This window comes from Psychrobacillus sp. NPDC058041 (assembly GCF_042885655.1).
Taxonomy (GTDB): Bacteria; Bacillota; Bacilli; order Bacillales_A; family Planococcaceae; genus Psychrobacillus.
This window is the reverse complement of the sequence record NZ_JBHVRO010000001.1, coordinates 503,571-521,784: the sequence shown is the minus strand read 5'-3', so window position 1 is coordinate 521,784 and position 18,214 is coordinate 503,571. Positions and strand designations below refer to the sequence as shown.

General features: G+C 34.9%; 22 protein-coding genes. All 22 read right to left on the bottom strand.

The annotated features are described in order from the left end of the window. Positions 1 to 57: 57 nt before the first annotated feature. Entirely contained in the window at positions 58 to 354 is a 297-nt protein-coding gene (locus tag ACFVR1_RS02390; protein ID WP_387579860.1) for a hypothetical protein, read from the bottom strand. Further along, the gene (locus ACFVR1_RS02385) at positions 354 to 851 is read right to left on the bottom strand and encodes a chemotaxis protein CheD (protein ID WP_387579856.1); all 498 of its coding nucleotides are present in this window, start codon (positions 849 to 851) and stop codon (positions 354 to 356) included. Before ACFVR1_RS02385 ends, ACFVR1_RS02390 begins: the two co-directional genes overlap by 1 nt. Before the next feature lies 1 nt (position 852). After that, positions 853 to 1,482: a chemotaxis protein CheC gene (locus ACFVR1_RS02380; RefSeq protein WP_387579854.1), complete on the bottom strand. Its 630-nt coding sequence runs from the start codon at positions 1,480 to 1,482 to the stop codon at positions 853 to 855. A gap of 3 nt (positions 1,483 to 1,485) precedes the next feature. Further along, positions 1,486 to 1,941: a chemotaxis protein CheW gene (locus ACFVR1_RS02375; protein WP_387579852.1), complete on the bottom strand. Its 456-nt coding sequence runs from the start codon at positions 1,939 to 1,941 to the stop codon at positions 1,486 to 1,488. Between the two features lie 32 nt (positions 1,942 to 1,973). After that, positions 1,974 to 4,028 carry a chemotaxis protein CheW gene (locus ACFVR1_RS02370; RefSeq protein WP_387579849.1) on the bottom strand — a complete coding sequence of 685 codons (2,055 nt, stop codon included), beginning with the start codon at positions 4,026 to 4,028 and terminating at the stop codon, positions 1,974 to 1,976. A 14-nt stretch (positions 4,029 to 4,042) separates the two neighbouring features. After that, positions 4,043 to 5,149, bottom strand: a complete 1,107-nt coding sequence (locus ACFVR1_RS02365; RefSeq protein WP_387579847.1) for a protein-glutamate methylesterase/protein-glutamine glutaminase — start codon at positions 5,147 to 5,149, stop codon at positions 4,043 to 4,045. Positions 5,150 to 5,153: 4 nt separating this feature from the next. After that, positions 5,154 to 6,020 (bottom strand): MinD/ParA family protein, encoded by an 867-nt coding sequence (locus ACFVR1_RS02360; protein WP_387579844.1) that lies wholly within the window; start codon positions 6,018 to 6,020, stop codon positions 5,154 to 5,156. Next, entirely contained in the window at positions 6,013 to 7,119 is a 1,107-nt protein-coding gene (locus ACFVR1_RS02355; protein WP_387579841.1) for a flagellar biosynthesis protein FlhF, read from the bottom strand. Before ACFVR1_RS02355 ends, ACFVR1_RS02360 begins: the two co-directional genes overlap by 8 nt. Beyond that, positions 7,116 to 9,149, bottom strand: a complete 2,034-nt coding sequence (gene flhA / locus ACFVR1_RS02350; protein WP_387579839.1) for a flagellar biosynthesis protein FlhA — start codon at positions 9,147 to 9,149, stop codon at positions 7,116 to 7,118. The genes ACFVR1_RS02355 and flhA overlap by 4 nt, the downstream gene beginning before the upstream one ends. A 24-nt stretch (positions 9,150 to 9,173) precedes the next feature. Further along, positions 9,174 to 10,259: a flagellar biosynthesis protein FlhB gene (gene flhB, locus ACFVR1_RS02345; RefSeq protein ID WP_387579837.1), complete on the bottom strand. Its 1,086-nt coding sequence runs from the start codon at positions 10,257 to 10,259 to the stop codon at positions 9,174 to 9,176. Between the two features lies 1 nt (position 10,260). Then, positions 10,261 to 11,037, bottom strand: a complete 777-nt coding sequence (fliR, locus tag ACFVR1_RS02340) for a flagellar biosynthetic protein FliR (RefSeq protein WP_387579835.1) — start codon at positions 11,035 to 11,037, stop codon at positions 10,261 to 10,263. A 4-nt stretch (positions 11,038 to 11,041) separates the two neighbouring features. Next, positions 11,042 to 11,311, bottom strand: coding sequence for a flagellar biosynthesis protein FliQ (fliQ, locus tag ACFVR1_RS02335; protein ID WP_151699484.1), 270 nt, complete (start codon positions 11,309 to 11,311; stop codon positions 11,042 to 11,044). A gap of 12 nt (positions 11,312 to 11,323) precedes the next feature. Further along, positions 11,324 to 11,989: a flagellar type III secretion system pore protein FliP gene (fliP, locus tag ACFVR1_RS02330; protein WP_387579832.1), complete on the bottom strand. Its 666-nt coding sequence runs from the start codon at positions 11,987 to 11,989 to the stop codon at positions 11,324 to 11,326. Continuing rightward, the gene (locus ACFVR1_RS02325) at positions 11,982 to 12,671 is read right to left on the bottom strand and encodes a flagellar biosynthetic protein FliO (RefSeq protein ID WP_387579829.1); all 690 of its coding nucleotides are present in this window, start codon (positions 12,669 to 12,671) and stop codon (positions 11,982 to 11,984) included. Before ACFVR1_RS02325 ends, fliP begins: the two co-directional genes overlap by 8 nt. A gap of 4 nt (positions 12,672 to 12,675) precedes the next feature. Beyond that, positions 12,676 to 13,038, bottom strand: coding sequence for a response regulator (locus ACFVR1_RS02320; RefSeq protein ID WP_387579826.1), 363 nt, complete (start codon positions 13,036 to 13,038; stop codon positions 12,676 to 12,678). A 19-nt stretch (positions 13,039 to 13,057) separates the two neighbouring features. After that, on the bottom strand, positions 13,058 to 14,212 hold the full coding sequence (gene fliY / locus ACFVR1_RS02315) for a flagellar motor switch phosphatase FliY (RefSeq protein ID WP_387579954.1): 1,155 nt from the start codon (positions 14,210 to 14,212) through the stop codon (positions 13,058 to 13,060). Beyond that, positions 14,205 to 15,203, bottom strand: a complete 999-nt coding sequence (gene fliM / locus ACFVR1_RS02310) for a flagellar motor switch protein FliM (RefSeq protein WP_387579823.1) — start codon at positions 15,201 to 15,203, stop codon at positions 14,205 to 14,207. Before fliM ends, fliY begins: the two co-directional genes overlap by 8 nt. 29 nt (positions 15,204 to 15,232) lie before the next feature. Then, positions 15,233 to 15,664 carry a flagellar basal body-associated protein FliL gene (fliL, locus tag ACFVR1_RS02305; protein WP_387579820.1) on the bottom strand — a complete coding sequence of 144 codons (432 nt, stop codon included), beginning with the start codon at positions 15,662 to 15,664 and terminating at the stop codon, positions 15,233 to 15,235. Further along, a complete protein-coding gene (locus ACFVR1_RS02300) occupies positions 15,654 to 15,875 on the bottom strand; it encodes a flagellar FlbD family protein (RefSeq protein WP_387579818.1) in 222 nt (73 codons plus the stop codon). Before ACFVR1_RS02300 ends, fliL begins: the two co-directional genes overlap by 11 nt. A gap of 229 nt (positions 15,876 to 16,104) precedes the next feature. Then, positions 16,105 to 17,037 carry a flagellar basal body rod protein FlgG gene (gene flgG / locus ACFVR1_RS02295; RefSeq protein ID WP_387579816.1) on the bottom strand — a complete coding sequence of 311 codons (933 nt, stop codon included), beginning with the start codon at positions 17,035 to 17,037 and terminating at the stop codon, positions 16,105 to 16,107. Positions 17,038 to 17,130: 93 nt separating this feature from the next. Then, complete coding sequence (locus ACFVR1_RS02290) at positions 17,131 to 17,511, bottom strand: TIGR02530 family flagellar biosynthesis protein (RefSeq protein ID WP_387579813.1); 381 nt, start codon at positions 17,509 to 17,511, stop codon at positions 17,131 to 17,133. Positions 17,512 to 17,530: 19 nt separating this feature from the next. Continuing rightward, positions 17,531 to 18,214: a flagellar hook assembly protein FlgD gene (flgD, locus tag ACFVR1_RS02285; RefSeq protein WP_387579810.1), complete on the bottom strand. Its 684-nt coding sequence runs from the start codon at positions 18,212 to 18,214 to the stop codon at positions 17,531 to 17,533.

The following is an 18,214-nucleotide window of genomic DNA, read 5'->3' as shown; positions in this document are numbered from 1 at the left end:
CTCTAATTATATCAAATTAACAAACAAAAGGAGAGTCGAAATATATTCGAACTCTCCTCATTCGTTTTCATTCAACATAGATTTCACAATTTTTGCATATTCTTCAGAAGAAAGATTTGTTTCAGATTCTTCCTCATCCTTTAATATGAATGCAAGATCCTCTGTCTCATAATGATTTTCCATTACAAAGGATATAATAGCTCGTGCTATGAATGTAATCAAAAATATTAAAATTGCAATTACACTTGCATTAAATAATATATTTTTTGCATCAAGAAATGGATAAGTTGAAAAAAAATAAATACTAAAAGCTAAAAGAGCCGCCCAAAAGTTTGAAAGAATCGTTCCAGCCATTATATTTCTCTCACTCCTTGGTTCACTGTTCGTATATGTAGCATGCTAGTGGTCGGATCAAATTCAATTGTTCTGCCACTATTCCCACCCGTATCTTCGGAAACAATCGGGATTGTATATTTTTTTAATTGCTCTTTGACTGCTTCTACATTTCTTGGGCCAATTCGCATTGTATCCCTGCTTGATGAAAATTGAAACATTTGTGCCCCTCCAGCTATTTTTGCTCGTAACTTAAACGGCTGCGCACCTTCTAATTTGAGTTGTTCAATCATTGCTGGAATTCCTGTATCTGCAAACTTAGCTATATTTATATTCTCTAATCTTCCTAAACTAGAATCAGGTAACATTACATGGATTAATCCAGCTATTTTTAATCTTTCATCATAAAGTACAACACCAACACATGAACCTAGACCCGACGTGCGAATTGTATCGGGAGGTCTTGCAACATTCATATCCGCAATACCCACTTTAACTACTTGTCCTTGTGCAATCATATTAGTTTACTCCTAATGCATTAAAAATAGCTTCGAATGATTCAGGATCTGGTAATAAGAAAAAGTGTCCTCTTACGCTTTCTTCATTCGGTACATCTTCTTCGTTTATAGCTGTATCGATTACAATAACATAATCGCTTATGTGAGAAACCTCCACTAATCCAAAACTGATAATCGCTCCTACCATATCTACACTTAGTGCAGGTACGGTAGGATAAATATTAAGTTGAGTGAAATCTGAAAGAGCGGATAAGTAAGAACCGGAAAGAATATTTCCTAGTTCTTGCATAGCCGATACACCAATCTCAGAAACGACTCCCGTTTGAAAATCAAAATGATCGTCTTGAACCAATCTTCTTATAAAACGATTAGCTTGTTCTACAGGCAAAACAAAAAACATACTTCCCGTTACATCTCCTTCAATGCGAAGGTATATTCCTGCAACAACACTATCAGGACCTCCTGCTAGGTCCATCATTTCATCAAAAGAAACCATTTCTACTTTAGGGACTTTCATGTCTATTTTTTTATTTAGTAAAGTAGAAAGTGATGTAGCAGCATGAGCAGCACCAATGTTCCCTATCTCTTTTAAAACATCTAAATGCATCGAGGTGATACTTTTTTCATACATAACTTATACACCAGATTTTACGGGATTTAACACTAGATTTAAATGAAGGAGTATTAACAAACGACGATCTAATTTTGCTACACCGGCGATAAAGTCTTGTTCTAATCCTCCAACTACTTCTGGTTGTGGTTCAATAGCATCCGTTGGAATATCTAATACATCGTTAGCAGAATCAACAATAACTCCAACATTCATATTTTCTAACGTGATAATAATAATTCGCGAAGACTCATTTAATTCACTTTCACCAAGCCCAAAACGATTTTTTAAATCTATAATAGGTGTTACTACACCTCTTAAGTTAATCACTCCTTTAACATAAGAGGGTGTTTTTGGAACACGTGTAATATGAATTAATTTTTCTATACCCTGCACTTGACTCACAGGAATTACATATTCTTTCTCTGCTAATTGAAAAACTACTACTTTTACACTTTTAAGTTCTACGGCTTCTGTCATATAGTTTACGCATCCTTCCAAGAGTATTTCCCTTATATTATCAATGCATTGCAGTCAACAATTAGAGCTACTTGACCATTTCCTAAAATAGTTGCTCCTGAAATTGCAAACACACTTGATAAGTATTCTCCAAGTGATTTTAATACAATTTCTTGTTGTCCAATAAACGAGTCAACTACTAATCCAGCTAGTTTATCACCTTTACGTACAAGAACAACTGAGTGGAACTCTTCCTCATTACTTTCTCTTGGTACATCGAATACATCTTCTAAAAATACTAATGGAACTACTTTTCCGCGGAAATCTATAACTTTTTGATTGTGTGCATTTAAAATATCAGATGATCTAATAATGGCTGTCTCAATAATAGAAGATAGCGGAATTGCATAGATCTCTTCACTAAGCTCTACTAACATGACAGAAATAATTGATAAAGTTAAAGGTAATTGAATTGAAAACAACGAACCTTTTCCTTCTGTTGAAGATATATCAATTGTTCCTCCAAGTGATTCAATCGTTGTTTTCACAACATCTAAACCAACTCCACGACCAGAAACATCTGAAATTACATCAGCAGTAGAAAAACCGGAAGATAAAATAAATTCTGCTACTTGCTTGTCGGTCAATGTTGAAGCTACTTCTTCAGTAACAAGTCCTTTTGAAATAGCCTTTTTAAGAACTTTTTGACGGTTTACGCCAGCTCCATCGTCTTCAATTTCGATAAAGACATGATTTCCGCTATGGTAAGCTCTAAGCACAACAGTACCTTCTTCGGGTTTACCGTTTGCTTTTCGAATTTCAGGGCTTTCCACACCATGATCTAATGAGTTTCGAATTAGGTGGACAAGTGGATCCCCTATTTCATCTATTACTGTTCGATCAAGTTCAGTATCGGCACCAATTACTTCAAGATTAATTTTTTTATTTAAATCTCTAGCTAGTTGACGCACCATTCGTGGAAAACGATTAAATACTGTTTCGACAGGTACCATTCGCATGTTTAATATAATATTCTGAAGGTCGCCAGTAATTCTTGACATCCGTTCAACAGTCTCATCTAACTCACTATTATGAAGTTCTTCTGAAATAGATTGAAGACGTCCTCGATCTATGACTAACTCTTCAAATAAATTCATCAATATATCTAATCGCTCAATATTGACACGAATCGTCTTGTTTCCTGCAGTTTGATTGGCTTTAGTTGACCCTGACTTTTCTGCAGGTGTAGATTTAGATTCTTCACTTTTATCTGTTTCTTCTTTTTGTATTGCCAATTCTTGAGATTCAACTTTGTTTAGAGCATCATTTTGACGGTTTTTCAACTGATCTATTGTCACAGAATTAACTTTAACTTCTGTAACTTCTGAAACTTTTAGAAGTTTCTTTTGTACATCATCTTTCGGTTCTGATGTTACTAAAGCAATATAGAATGTATTATCAAACTGTTCATCCTCAAGCTTTTCAACAGAAGGTGAAGACTTAATAACTTCTCCCATTTTTTCCAGTAATTCAAATACCATGTATACACGGGCAGCCTTTAAAAGACAATCTTCTCGAAGTTGTACAGATATCTCATATGTTTGATAATCTTGTTCAAATGATTGCTGAATTACTGTAAGGTCGTAATCATCATATGAAAGCCAGTTTTCTTGCGTAACTTCAGTTTCTACTATTGTTTCAACTGTAGTTGCTGCAACTGGAACTACCTCACCAGTTTCAATCACATGTAATTTTTGTACTGTATCTGTTACGTCTAACTTTCCTTTTCCACCTGCCGCTATATCTAATACCATTTCTTCTAATTGATCAACCGCAATAAAAACTACATCTAATAATTCGGCAGTCACATGTAATTTATTATTTCGAATTAAGTCTAAAACGTTTTCCATTTTATGTGTTAAATTAGCTATATCTTCATAACCCATAGTAGCCGACATACCTTTTAATGTATGAGCAGAACGAAAAACCTCATTTACAATTGCAATGTCTGATGGATTTTTCTCTAGTTCCAATAAATGTTCATTGCAAGCTTGCAAATGTTCTTTACTTTCTTCTATAAACATTTCTAAATATTGATTTGTATCCATGAATAAACACCCCTTTAAGGCAAGTATTGTAAAATTGCTTGTGTGATATTTTCTAAATCTACTACTTCGTTCACTAAGTTAGTTTCTATAGCAGCTTTTGGCATACCATATACAATGCAAGTATTAGCGGATTCCGCAATAGCCACAACATTTCCGCTTTCTCCTAACTTTCGGAGTCCAGATGAACCATCTGAGCCCATTCCTGTCATAATGACTGCTATTTTATCAAAATCGTTATACCTACTATTATCTTCAAATAACACATCCACAGATGGTCTATGTCCCGCTCTCGGAGGTTCTATATTATCTAAAACAATGGTATAGTCATTTCCCATTTTATTTAGGCGCAAATGATAACCACCTGGAGCAATATAAGCATAACCATTTCTTAAAATATCTCCATTTTCGGCTTCTTTCACTTCTATTTCAGATAACTGATTCAGCCTTACAGCTAGCGATTTTGTAAAGCCAGCAGGCATATGTTGCACGATTAGTACTGGAGCTTGAATATTCTTAGGAAGCTTTGTAATAACTTCTTGAAGTGCTCGAGGACCACCAGTTGAAGTACCAATTAGCACCATTTTCTTTTTTTGCTTATTCCAATTCTGCCGTTTGGATGTTATTGGAATACTAGGTTTTGTAGCTTTAGAAACTTCAGAAAAAATAAAAGATTTCTCGGTTACAAGCTGTGGCCTTTTCATTTTTGTAATCGATACATTCGCTGCGTTTTCAACTTTTACTACTAATTCTTCTTTTATTTTATGTAAATCTAAAGAGATTGTACCGCTTGGCTTTGCAACAAAGTCTACAGCCCCATATTCCATCGCGAGGAGAGTACTTTCAGTCCCTTTTTGAGTTGTACTTGAGAGCATAACAATTGCAACTGGTGTTTTTGCCATGATTTCTTTTAAAGCATCTAAACCGTTCATTACAGGCATTTCAACATCCATCGTCACTACATCTGGTTGAAGAGACTTTATTTTTTGAATAGCATCTTTTCCATTTCGAGCAATTCCTACAACTTCAATAAGTTTACTATCGGCAAAAAAATCCGTAATTAGTTTTCGCATAAAAGCAGAATCATCTACTATGAGAAGTTTCTTTTTTTGTATCTGCTCCACTAGTTCACGACCTCCCCGCAAAGAGATTTTTTAATCGAGATATAAATTTACTTTGTCTAGGTATATCTTCTTTTTCAAAGTCTAAATCCGAAAATTTACTGGCAATCTCTTTTAACTTTTTCGTTATTTCTGCATTGGGGTATGATAATGAAAATGGAATTTGTTCTCTCACCGCTTTTCGAACTGCTGGATCCTCTGGCAGTGAGCCAAGTACAACAATTTCTTTAGATAAAAATTTGGACATCGCTAATTTTAATCTAGATGTTGTTTCTATCCCTTCCTCCTCGGTAAAAGCTCTATTACACAAAAGAAAGAAGTTCTTATCCGGATCTTTATAAAAAATATACTTCATCATGGAATAGGCATCCGTAATTGAGGTTGGCTCTGCAGTTGTGATGACGATAATATCATCGACTGAAACTAATAGATCCAATGTTTGACTGGTTGCACCAGCTCCCATATCAAATACGATATAATCATAATTTTTTTGCATATACTCAAATGCTTCTACCAATCTTCCAAACATTTCTTCGTTCCATTCCATTACACCTGATAAGCCCGATCCGCCAGAGATATAATGAAGATTATTTGGTCCATCAAACAACACTTCTTCTATCGAAGCATCTCCTACTAAATAATCTTTCAAATTAAAGGGAACAGTTTTTCCAATTAAAATATGAATGTTCCCCATACCAATATCCATATCAATTAGAACAACTTTTTTACCTAATGAACTCAACATAGTAGTGAAGTTCATGGAAAAATTACTTTTCCCCACGCCTCCTTTACCGCTGACAACCGCAATAGACCGACCTAGTTTGTTCTGACTCCTAAGCATCCGCATTCTTAACTCTTCTGCTTGATCACTCATAACGAATCCCCTTTAATAACATATTGAGTAATTCATTTTGATTAGCCTCGACTATATCTTCCGGGACTTCTTGACCATCCGTATAGTAAGCAAGTCCCTTCTTATATTTAACCATTAAATTGATAATTGAGCCAATAGAATTTGTTTCATCTAGTTTTGTAAAAATATATTTCTCAATAGGGAATTCTGTAAACTGTTCGATAATCACTTCCATGTCTTTTTGCTTAGAAGTAGTAGATAGAACAAGAAAAGTTTCGGTGTTCTCTTTTAGATCAATTAACTTTTGTAAGTCTTCAACAAACTTCTGCTCTTTATAATTTCTACCTGCAGTATCAATAAACACAATATCCAATGATTCGAAGTTTTTCATTGCTTCTTGTAAATCTTTTTCATTGTAAACAATTTCGATTGGTGCTTGAAGCAACCCTGCATATGTCTTTAATTGCTCAATTGCAGCAATTCTATATGTATCCGTTGTAATAAATCCTACCTTTTTCTTCTTTTCTAAAACTGCCCTAGCAGCCATTTTTGCAATTGTAGTCGTCTTTCCTACGCCCGTAGGACCTAGTACGTTAATATATTTCTTCGTATAGGAGAGTCCTCCAAAAGGAATTTGTTCTAAGGATGACGATAGGCATTCTTTTGTTATTGTAATTTGTTTTTCCAAATCAATAGTATAATCATTTTTTTTCATATGCATAAAAAGCTCATCACCGACTGTTGTGATAAGCTCTTCTGCTAACTCTTGTTCCTTCAAATAGTGAATAAGAGCTCCTAGTTCATCTGGATAATTAACATCCATTTGTGGACGTTGAATCGATTTCACCATATGTTTTAAGTCTTCTAATTCTTTTTTTATTTCGTCCGTTGCCTTATTTGAATGAACCATTTGGACTGTCGCTTTTTCGACAGGAGCGGTTGGAGGATCAAACGTATCAATACCTGCTAGCACTTCGATAGTTTTCTTTTTGAACAATCCTAAAAAACCTTTCGAATAAGCAACTTTTGAATTCAAAATAACTGCTTCTTCCCCTAATTCTTTTCGTATTAGTTTCATAGCTTCAGGCATTGTACTTGCCGTATATTTTTTCATTTTCACTCTACATTCACCACCCCAACGCTTTGTACCTCAATGGAAGATTCTAATTCATTATAAGAAAGAATCGGAACTTGAGGGAAATATCGTTCTGTCATTTGACGTAAATACATTCTTACAGCAGGTGAGCATAAAATAATTGGTGATTGTTCCATTAAAGATGCTCGTTCTATTTCTCTTGCCATCGATTCTAATATTGCTTGCGAATCATTTGGATCAATAGATAAATAGTTTCCATGTTCTGTTTGCTGTATACTATCGGCTATCAATTTTTCAACTCTGCCAGAAACGGTTAAGACTTTTAATACATGGTTATTTCCTGCATATTGTGTCGTAATTTGTTTCGCTAATGATTGTCTCGTATACTCAGTTAATATATCGACATCTGAAGTCATTTTTGAATAATCTGCAAGTGTTTCAAAAATAATTGGCAGATTTCTAATAGATACATGTTCCTTTAGTAAATTGCCTAAAACTTTTTGTATTTCCCCAACTGTAAGAGGTGTTGGAGTTAATTCATCTACAAGTATAGGATAAGTTTCTCTAATATGATCGATAAGCTGTTTCGTTTCCTGTCGACCCAATAAATCATGAGCATTATTTCGGATGATTTCAGTCATATGTGTGGAAACAACACTTGGTGGATCAACAACAGTATAGCCAAGAATCTCAGCTTCTTCTTTCACTGTTTCAGTAATCCATTTTGCTGGTAATCCAAAAGAAGGTTCTATCGTATCTATTCCTTCAATGGAATCATCATCTCCAGGACTCATCGCTAAATAGTGATCAAGTAATAATTCGCCTCTTGCCATCTCATTTCCTTTAATTTTAATACGGTATTCATTTGGTTGTAATTGTATATTATCGCGAATACGTACAACAGGAATGACAATACCTAACTCCAATGCAAGCTGTCTTCGTATCATAACAACTCGGTCAAGTAAATCTCCACCTTGTGCAGTATCTACTAAAGGAATAAGACCATATCCAAATTCAAACTCAATTGGATCTACATTGAGGAGATTAATAACATTTTCTGGACTTTTCATGTTGTCCGTTGTAACCTCTTCTTCGAATTCTTCTATTTCAGTTGGATCCTCTTTACTTGATTTATTCATGAAATATGCCCCTGCAGCTAATGCGATTGCAATTGGGAAAGTAATAAATACGCCAACTGGTGTAACTATTCCAAGTAAGGCAATAGTTCCTGCTGCAACGTAAAGTAATTTTGGTTGTGAGAACAATTGACTAGTAATATCACTACCGAGATTTCCATTAGATGCGGCTCTCGTTACGACAATCCCTGTAGCTGTTGAAATTAATAGGGCTGGAATTTGAGAAACGAGTCCGTCTCCTACAGTTAGTGTAGAAAAGCGTACTGCTGCTTCAGCAAAAGGAAGTCCTAATTGAACTACTCCAATGATAATACCAACTACAAGATTGATAAGTACGATAATAATACCAGCAATGGCATCCCCTTTTACGAACTTTGTCGCACCATCCATTGCACCATAAAAATCTGCTTCGCCACTTACTTTTTCACGTCTTTCTCTTGCTTCCTTTTCAGAGATCATCCCTGCATTTAAATCAGCATCAATACTCATTTGTTTCCCTGGCATAGCATCTAAAGTAAACCGAGCAGCAACTTCGGATACTCGTTCAGCTCCTTTAGTAATTACTATAAACTGAATAATTACTAATATAGCAAATACAACTAAACCTACTAATATATTTCCACCTGTTACAAATGTACCGAAAGTTTCTACAACTTTACCTGCATCACCTGTCGATAATATTGCTCTCGTAGTGGATACGTTCAGACCCAGTCGAAACAATGTAACTATTAGTAATAAAGGAGGGAAAACAGAAAATTGAAGGGCCTCTTGCATATTCATAGCGGTCATCAATATTAACAAAGCAATCGTAATATTAATGATAATTAGAAAGCTTATTAACCAATGAGGAAGAGGTATTACTAGCATTGCCACAACAGATATTACAGCTGCTAATACGGTTATATCGCGGACTTGCATGTACTTCCACCTCAATCTTTACCTTTAAATTTTTTGTTTAATTCGATATACATAAGCAAGTACTTCTGCAACAGCTTTGAAAAATTCATCTGGAATTCGTTGACCAATCTCTACTTGGTCATACATAGCCCTCGCAAGCGGACGATTTTCAACCATAATTACATCATTTTCTTTAGCAATAAGTTTGATCTTCTGTGCCACAAAATCTGCACCTTTTGCCACTACTGTAGGAGCATCCATAGATTCATCGTCGTATTTTAGAGCAATTGCAAAATGCGTTGGGTTTGTAATTACCACGTCTGCTGTAGGAATTTCTTGCATCATTCTACGCATAGCCATTTCTCTTTGACGCTGTCTTATACGAGATTTGATTATAGGATCTCCATCAGAGTTTTTATGTTCATCTTTAATGTCTTGTTTCGACATTTTTAGATTCTTTTCATAGTCAAAACGCTGATAAAAAAAATCCAATACAGATATGAATAATAATACACAAGATGCGGCTATACCCATCATGCCTGTCAACCAACCAACTGTAGAGAGTGTGTCCCAAGCAGTCTTAAATGATAAAGATAATACCTTCTCTAAATTCATCCAAAGAATAAGGGTAGTAACCGAACCGATAAAAGATATTTTTAGTATAGATTTTAATAATTCAATAACTGCTTTTAGAGAAAATATTCTTTTGAGTCCTTTTATAGGATCAATTTTTTTTAAGTCAAATTTCAAAGGTTCAGTCGTAAACAACAGTCCGAATTGAAAAAAGTTAGCTGCTATGGCAGCAACTACTGCTACTCCCATAATCGGCAGCAATATTTTTGCCATTTCCATAAGTAAACTTTTATATATTTCTAATACAGTCTCAATCGTGAGTGTTTTGATTAACATATATTTTGTAAATGTAACACTAAAAAAAGAAAACAATTCTGTTCGTAAAAAACTAGCACTAAAAAACAGAAAAAGAAAAACGGAAAGTAACACTACTGCACTTGTAACGTCTGCACTTTTTAATACTTGTCCTTTTTTTCGGGAATCCTGTCGTTTTTTAGGCGTTGCTTTTTCTGTTTTTTCTCCAGCAAAAAACTGTAAGTCTAATCGGAGTTTCAACATACTAGCCACCACCTAAAATAATCATTAAATCTCGCATACTTACTACCATAATTTGAAACAATTTCTGAACAACTGCCATCAAAACTCCCATCATGACAAAAAGCACTAAAAAACTAACACCTATCTTTATTGGAAAGCCAACAACAAAAATATTAAGTTGTGGTACTGTTCTAGCAGTAATCCCTAAAGCGATATCAACTAAAAAGAGAGTAGCAACTATAGGAATCGACATTTGAAATGCCACTGCAAAAACACCAGCAAATGTTTTCATAATAAACTCAATGTAATTCTCTTGCCCCAAATGTGGCCAAGATAGCTCCAATGGAATAAAATGATAACTGTAAAAAATTCCATCTAATAATAAGTGATGCCCATTCAATGCCAATAACAATAAAAGAGCTAATGTATTCAAAAACTGCCCAACTAATGGACTTTGAGCACCGGTTTGAGGATCAATCACATTAGCAATTGCAAACCCCATCTGAAAATCAATAAATCCACCAGCGATCTGAATAGCTGACATGATAATATAAGCTAACAGACCTATGAATAAACCAACCATGACTTCCTTTATTATTAATAATATGTAATCTCCATTTACCTCAAATGGCGCAACATCCATCGTATAATACATCATCCACGAAATAACGACCGCGAATGCAATACGGTGTGTTGCAGGTATTGTTCGATGTGAAAAAAGAGGCAACGTCACGAAAAAAGCAGAAACACGAGCTATAACAAGCAATAAAACAGTTAGTTTAGGTAAAATTTCATTCATAGCATCAACCAATATATCGTATTAAATTTTCAAAGATATCCGATGCATACGATGTTACATGCGATAGCATCCATGGTCCAAAAAAAACAATAGCTACTAAAACCGCAATAATTTTAGGAACGAATGCAAGCGTTTGTTCTTGAATTTGCGTTGTTGCTTGAAAGATACTTACAGCAAGACCGGTTATCAATGCGATTAAAAGAAGAGGACCTGAAGTAAGAAGTATGACCCAAATAGCTTGTTCTGCAATCGAAATTACCATTTCATTACTCATTACTATCAGCTCCTAAAAACTTTGTAATATCGATTTCATTACTAAATACCAGCCATCTACTAACACAAATAATAATATTTTAAAAGGTAAAGAAATCATTACTGGTGGTAGCATCATCATACCCATAGACATTAAAATACTTGCAACAATCATATCAATTACTAAAAATGGAATAAATATCATAAATCCAATTTGAAATGCTGTTTTAATTTCGCTTAAGGCAAACGCAGGAACCATTACAGTTAATGGTATATCATCAATTGATTCTGGTCGCTCCGCCTCTGTATAACGTAAAAATAATTCCAAATCTTTTTGCCTTGTTTGCTTGCTCATAAATTCCTTAAACGGGCCACTAGCATTTTCATATGCTTCTTCTAATGTAATTTTCTCATCAAAGAGAGGAGTAAGTGCTTTTTCATTCACTTCTTGAAATGTAGGTGCCATTACGAAAAAAGTTAAAAATAAAGATAAACCTACTATCACTTGATTCGGCGGCATTTGCTGTGTAGCAAGTGCTGTTCGAACAAAAGAAAGAATAATAACAATTCTAGCAAAAGAAGTCATTAATATTAAAATACTAGGAGCCAAAGATAAAACCGTAAGCAATAGCATTAATTTGATAGAAGTGGAAACATTGGACGGATCGCTGTCCGAAAAAAACTGGACGAAATCATTCATTTTCTTCGCGCTCCTTTGTCTTCCAATCCTTTAATACATCACTACGGTCTTTTTGGATTTCTTGTAATCTCTTTTGGAACGTTTCGTTAAATGTAGGATCTTTATTTTCATTACTATTTTTCTTCAAAGTGAGATTACCTTTGAATTGACTAAAAAGTTCTGATATATAAGGTACAGTCTTTCCAATGTCTTGCTTATCTTCGTAAATCTTCGTTAGTTTAGCTATTTCCTCGGGATCTGTAATTTCTTTTATTAAAGTAATATCTTCTCCTATGCCTACCAGCAATAAGGCGTTACCTGCTTGTAAAAGTTGTACAGATTTACCTTGCCCAAGTCCAACTCCACCTAAATTTTGAATAAGTTGATTTTGTTGAAAAGATTTATTTCTACTATTCACAAATCGCAATAGACCATATAACAGTAAGATGACAAATAATAGCGCAAAAATCATCTTTACATAATCCCAAACAGTAATAGATATTCCACTAGAAGGTATATCTCCACTTTTACTAGTATCTGGATCTACTACTGTTGTAGGGTCTTTGACTGTACCGTTGTTTTTCTTTTCAAACGTATCATAAATTGTATCGTTCGAATCAGTTTCCGCTTGAACCTCTAATTGGTATGGTATTAGTAACAATATACAAATGATGCAATAAACGAGGGTAAACTTCCTCATCATTTCATTACCCTATTGCTTTTGAAATTGCTTCAATTACTCGATCAGCTTGGAATGGTTTGACGATAAAGTCTTTTGCTCCTGCTTGAATTGCATCAATTACCATTGCTTGTTGGCCCATTGCAGAACACATAATAATAGTAGCACTTGGATCTTTTGCTTTAATTGCTTTTAGAGCAGCGATTCCGTCCATCTCAGGCATCGTAATATCCATTGTGACTAAGTCCGGCTTTAATTCAGCGTATTTTTCAACTGCTTGAGCGCCATCTCCTGCTTCTCCTACTACCTCAAAACCATTTTTTGATAAAATATCTTTAATCATCATTCGCATGAATGCTGCATCATCTACTATTAAAATTCTTTTCGACATATTATGACTCCTCCATTGCTTATCTTAAATTGTGAATTCGTTCTGCTTGACTTAAAATATCTGTAATTCGAACTCCAAAATTCTCATCAATTACAACAACTTCACCCTTAGCGATATGTCTGTTGTTCACAAGAATATCAACTGGCTCACCTGCTAATTTATCTAGCTCAATTATGGATCCGCTAGTAAGTTCTAGAATATCTTTTACAGTTCTTTTAGTACGACCTAATTCTACTGTTACTTGAAGTGGTATATCAAGTAGTAAATTTAAATTTCTTGATTCATTTTGTGATAGATTAGGTGCTTCAAAACTAGCAAATTGTGCATGTTGAACCTCCACTTGTGGTGCTTGTGGACGTGGTTGAGTAAATTGCATTTGCATTTGTGTTTGAGGCGGAGCATCATTTTTCTGCTGTTGCTGAGCAACTGGAATTTGGTTAACTTCTACTCTTTCTTCCATGATTGTCGCAGCTATTTGCTCTTCTTCATCCTCTCCCATTAATGATTTAACTAATTTCAATCCGAACTCTAGCGGTAATAATTGCATGATATTCGAATCAATTAATTCACCAACTTTTAGACGGAAGGATATTTTTATCAATAAATCATCATTTGGAATGGCATTTGTTCCTTCATCTATTTCTAAATTCATCAAATCTATAGAAGGAGGTGAAATATCTACTTTTTTATTGAATACTGTTGACATGGAAGTAGCTGCTGACCCCATCATTTGATTCATTGCTTCTTGCACAGCACTTAATTGGATTTCACTAAGTTCTGGTTTAGGGTCTGTTCCGTCTCCACCAAGCATTAAATCTGCAATAATCGCTGCATCTGACTGCTTAATGACAAGTAAATTCATCCCAATAAGTCCAGCAGTGTATTGTACTTGTACTGCTACATAGGGCTGTGGGAACTCTTCTTTTAATCTAGCTCGATTAATCATATCAATATTTGGCGTTGTTATATCTACTTTCTGACCTAAAAGAGATGATAAGGCTGTTGCAGAACTACCAAATGATATATTTCCAATTTCTCCAAGCGTATCTTGTGCAAAGGAATCTAAATAATCCTCAACATTAATCTCTTCATCATTAGTATTTTTATCTTCTTCTATTGTAGTTCCTCTAAGGAGGGCCTCAATTTCTTCTTGGGAGAGCATATCATCACTCATCATCATCCTCTCCTCCTTTCAAAGTTTCAATGACTTGTACAGCCATCCTTTTTTTAAGTTTACCAGGTTGTGCTTTAAATTTAGGAATTTCCCCAACTTGAATAATTAGAGGATCCTCAATTTTAGCATTCAATTGAATGACATCACCCAGCTGCAAAAACAATAAATCTTCAATGGATATATCCGTTCTACCTAGTTCAGCAACTATAGGAATTTCAGCAGATTTAACTCGTTTCTCTAACACTCTTAATTGTTCTGGAGATACTTCTTTCTTATTTGTTTGCATCCAATAACGAACAGATAAGTTAGGTACAATTGGCTCTAATACTACATGTGGTATACAAATATTTATCATTCCACTTGTTTCTCCGATAATCGTATTAAATGAAATAACTACAACAGTTTCGTTTGGAGATATCATTTGTAAAAATTGTGGATTAACTTCGAGCTCGGTCAATATTGGATCAATATCAGCTATGTTTGCCCAAGCTTCCCTTAGATTATCAAATGAGCGTTCAAACAAGTTGGTCATAATTTTCGTTTCAATTTCAGTTAAACTATCTGTCTTCGTATATGAATCCCCTTTTCCGCCCATTAATAAATCATACATCGTATAGGCAATATTCGGGTTAATCTCCATTAATATATTTCCCTCAAGTGGCGGTACTTCAAAGACATTAATAAGAGTCATATGAGGTACTGAGCGAATAAATTCTTCAAATGGTATTTGATCAACAGATACTACTGATATTTGTACATATGTCCTTAATTGGGCAGAAAAAAATGTAGTTAATAATCGAGCAAAATTTTCATGAATTCGAGTCAAACTTCGAATCTGATCTTTGGAGAAACGAAGCGCACGTTTAAAGTCATACACTCTAACTTTTCGAGATTCTTGCTCGTTTTTCATCTCATCTGCGGTCATTTCCCCAGTTGAAAGTGCGCTTAACAACGCATCAATTTCTGATTGAGATAATATATCTCCTGCCAATCTGCCCACCTCCATTCAAAAAAATGATCTTACTGAATAATATAAGAAGTTATATAAACTTGTTGAACTTCTCCAGTATCCATTAACTCGTTTATTTTAGCTTTTATTGATGATTGAAATGCAGTTTTTCCTTGTTTTCCATCTAGATCTTGTGGAGTCATCTCGGAAAGTTCCGTGATAATAATATTTTTAATTTGGAAATCACGTTTTGTTAATTCTTCTGCAGCTTTTGGACTGTCAGCTTGAACTTTTAATGATAATCGAATGAATTTATTCCCTGCTAGATTTGTTGTAATTTCAGGTATATCAATAGAAGATTCAACAATTTGATCAATTGTAGGTGCTGCATCTTTATCCGTTTTATTTAACTGGGTAATAATTAATAATGCAACGACACCTAGTAATGTAATGCAAACTAAAATAATTAGCATAATGGTTAGAAGTTTATTTTTACTCTTCATGTTCTTCACCTCTTATATGGGGGTTCGATAAAATATGTATTTCTTTATAAAACTGAGCGATTTGTTCGGCTACCTCTTCTCGTGATTCTAACGCAACATACTTATGACCATTCGTGAGCGTTATCGTAGTATCCGGAAAAGATTCAACCGTTTCTATGTATAATGCATTCAACGAAAATTCTTTGCCATTTAAACGTGTTAATTTAATCATAATCATAAGGGCCGGGCCATTAAGGAACGGCCCAACCCTCCCTTACAAAAAACATTTTTAATTGATTGGCATTGCTATCGTTCATCCTTGATTTCCGTTACAGGCGGACGCTTTCCGCGGGCATGGCTTCAGCTCATGCTATTCCCGTTGGAGTCGCCGGCCTTTCACTACAATCAATTAAAAGGATAAAAAACAGCAATTAAATAGTATATAGCCAATTGTTAATAGATTAACGTTTTAAGTTTACAAGCTCTTCTAAAATTTGGTCAGATGTTGTAATAATTCGAGTGTTCGCTTGAAATCCGCGTTGTGCAACAATCATGTCTGTGAATTCTTCTGAAAGGTCAACGTTCGACATTTCAAGGAAACCTGAATTTACCGTTCCCATACCTTGTTCAGTACCAACTGAATAGAATGGTTTTCCAGAGTTCGGAGACTCTTGAAAATAGTTTGAACCAGATTTCTGAAGTCCACCGGCATTTGGAAACTTTGCCAATACTAATTGACCTGCATATCGTAACTCACCAGTAGAATCAACAAAAGTCACGGTACCATTTTGAGAAATTGACATACTTTGTGCATTTGTTGGAATTCTAATAGGAGTATTAGCTACATTTCCTGTCGCTGTTGGTAAAACACCATCTGGAGTGGTTGTTAATGAATCAACATCTGATGCTAATTCAAAATCTGTATCCGCACTCGTTAGATTAATCGAATTAGAATCAGCAAAACCATATACATATTTTCCGTCAGAATTAACCAAAAAACCATTTGAATCCATATAAAAATTTCCTGCACGAGTATAGGATGGATTAGTAAAAGAAGTTGGTGGATTTGCATCTCCATCGGCAACAATAAAGAATCCATCTCCTGAAATAGCTAGATCAAGTGTATTCCCGGTAGATTGCAATGAACCTCCGGAATGAATTGTATCAATAGCAGATAACTGAGATCCTAAGCCTATTTGCTTTGCATTAATACCTCCACGACTTTGTGAAGCACCAGAAGCACCTGACATAGTTTGTGAGATTAAATCTTTAAACACAGTACGACCTTTTTTAAATCCGTAAGTATTTACATTTGCGATGTTGTTACCTATTACGTCAAGTTTTGTTTGGAAGTTTTTTAAGCCTGAAATTCCTGAGTACATTGAGCGAATCATATTATTTTTTCTCCCTTCGATTTGCGTGCTAGCTTCAATCAGTCCGCTGCACATAGCATCCTAATAAGGTCCTGCTATATCCTGCTATAGTTTTTAGTTCAACACAATAGTGCCGTCGATATTTGTAAATAATTGATCTTTCGCTTCCTTGCGATCCATAGCAGTAATCACTGTAGCATTTTTTGCGCTAACGATTAAAGCTGCTTGATCCATCAATACTAATGAGTCATTTACACCCTTTGAGCGGGCTTCTGATACCTTTTCGCTCACCAATTGCCATTCTGCATCAGTTATATGAATATTTCTTTCAGCTAGGCGTTGATTAGCATGTTTGCTTACCTTTAGTTCCGTTTTTACAGTTGCTTCATGTAAATGCTTTAAAAACGACTGTTTAGGCGAAGCTACTTGTTTAGGTGTAAGCGGTTGACGGATACTTGGTTGCAGAGGGACTCGATTAATAGAAATGTTGTCCATTGCATATCTCCGTTCTCGTTTATTTAATTGAAATAATTTGATCTGCTGTAATGGATGCACCACCAACTAGATTAAATACAACTTTTCCATCTTTTTTTGATACAGATTCTACTTGTGCTGAAACTGCTGAATCAGATTTAGTTTCTGCATCTTCATCATCTCCGTTTTCAGTACTTGTAGGAATATAAGTTACTGTCTTCCCGATCATCATGCTTGCTTCAACTAAGCTATTAGAACTTGTACCACTGGAAATAACTTCGGAAATATTCCCCGGTGTAATTACTTTTCCATCCGCTAAAGTAAATTTAACATTTCCATTTTCAAACTTAATAGAAGTAATAGTCCCAGTACCTTCAATGATTATTGGATTTTTTTTCTCATCTAACTTATCCGTCAATTCGTGCCACTTCACTTGCTTTCCAACAAAATTACTATATTCAATCATTTGAGTTTGCTCTTGAGCTTGTGCATATTTTTCAAATGCCATTGTTAAGTTTGTCATTTGCTCCAATGAAGAAAACTGCGCCATTTGTGCAATGAACTGTGAGTCATCCATTGGTTTTGTCGGATCTTGGTTTTGTAATTGAGTCATTAAAATTTTCAAGAAAGCATCTTTGCCTAAAGTACTATTTCCTGTGGTTACAGTTTTAGGAGCTTTATTAGACAAGTACATATTACTAGTAATTGCATTCATGTCAGCCAT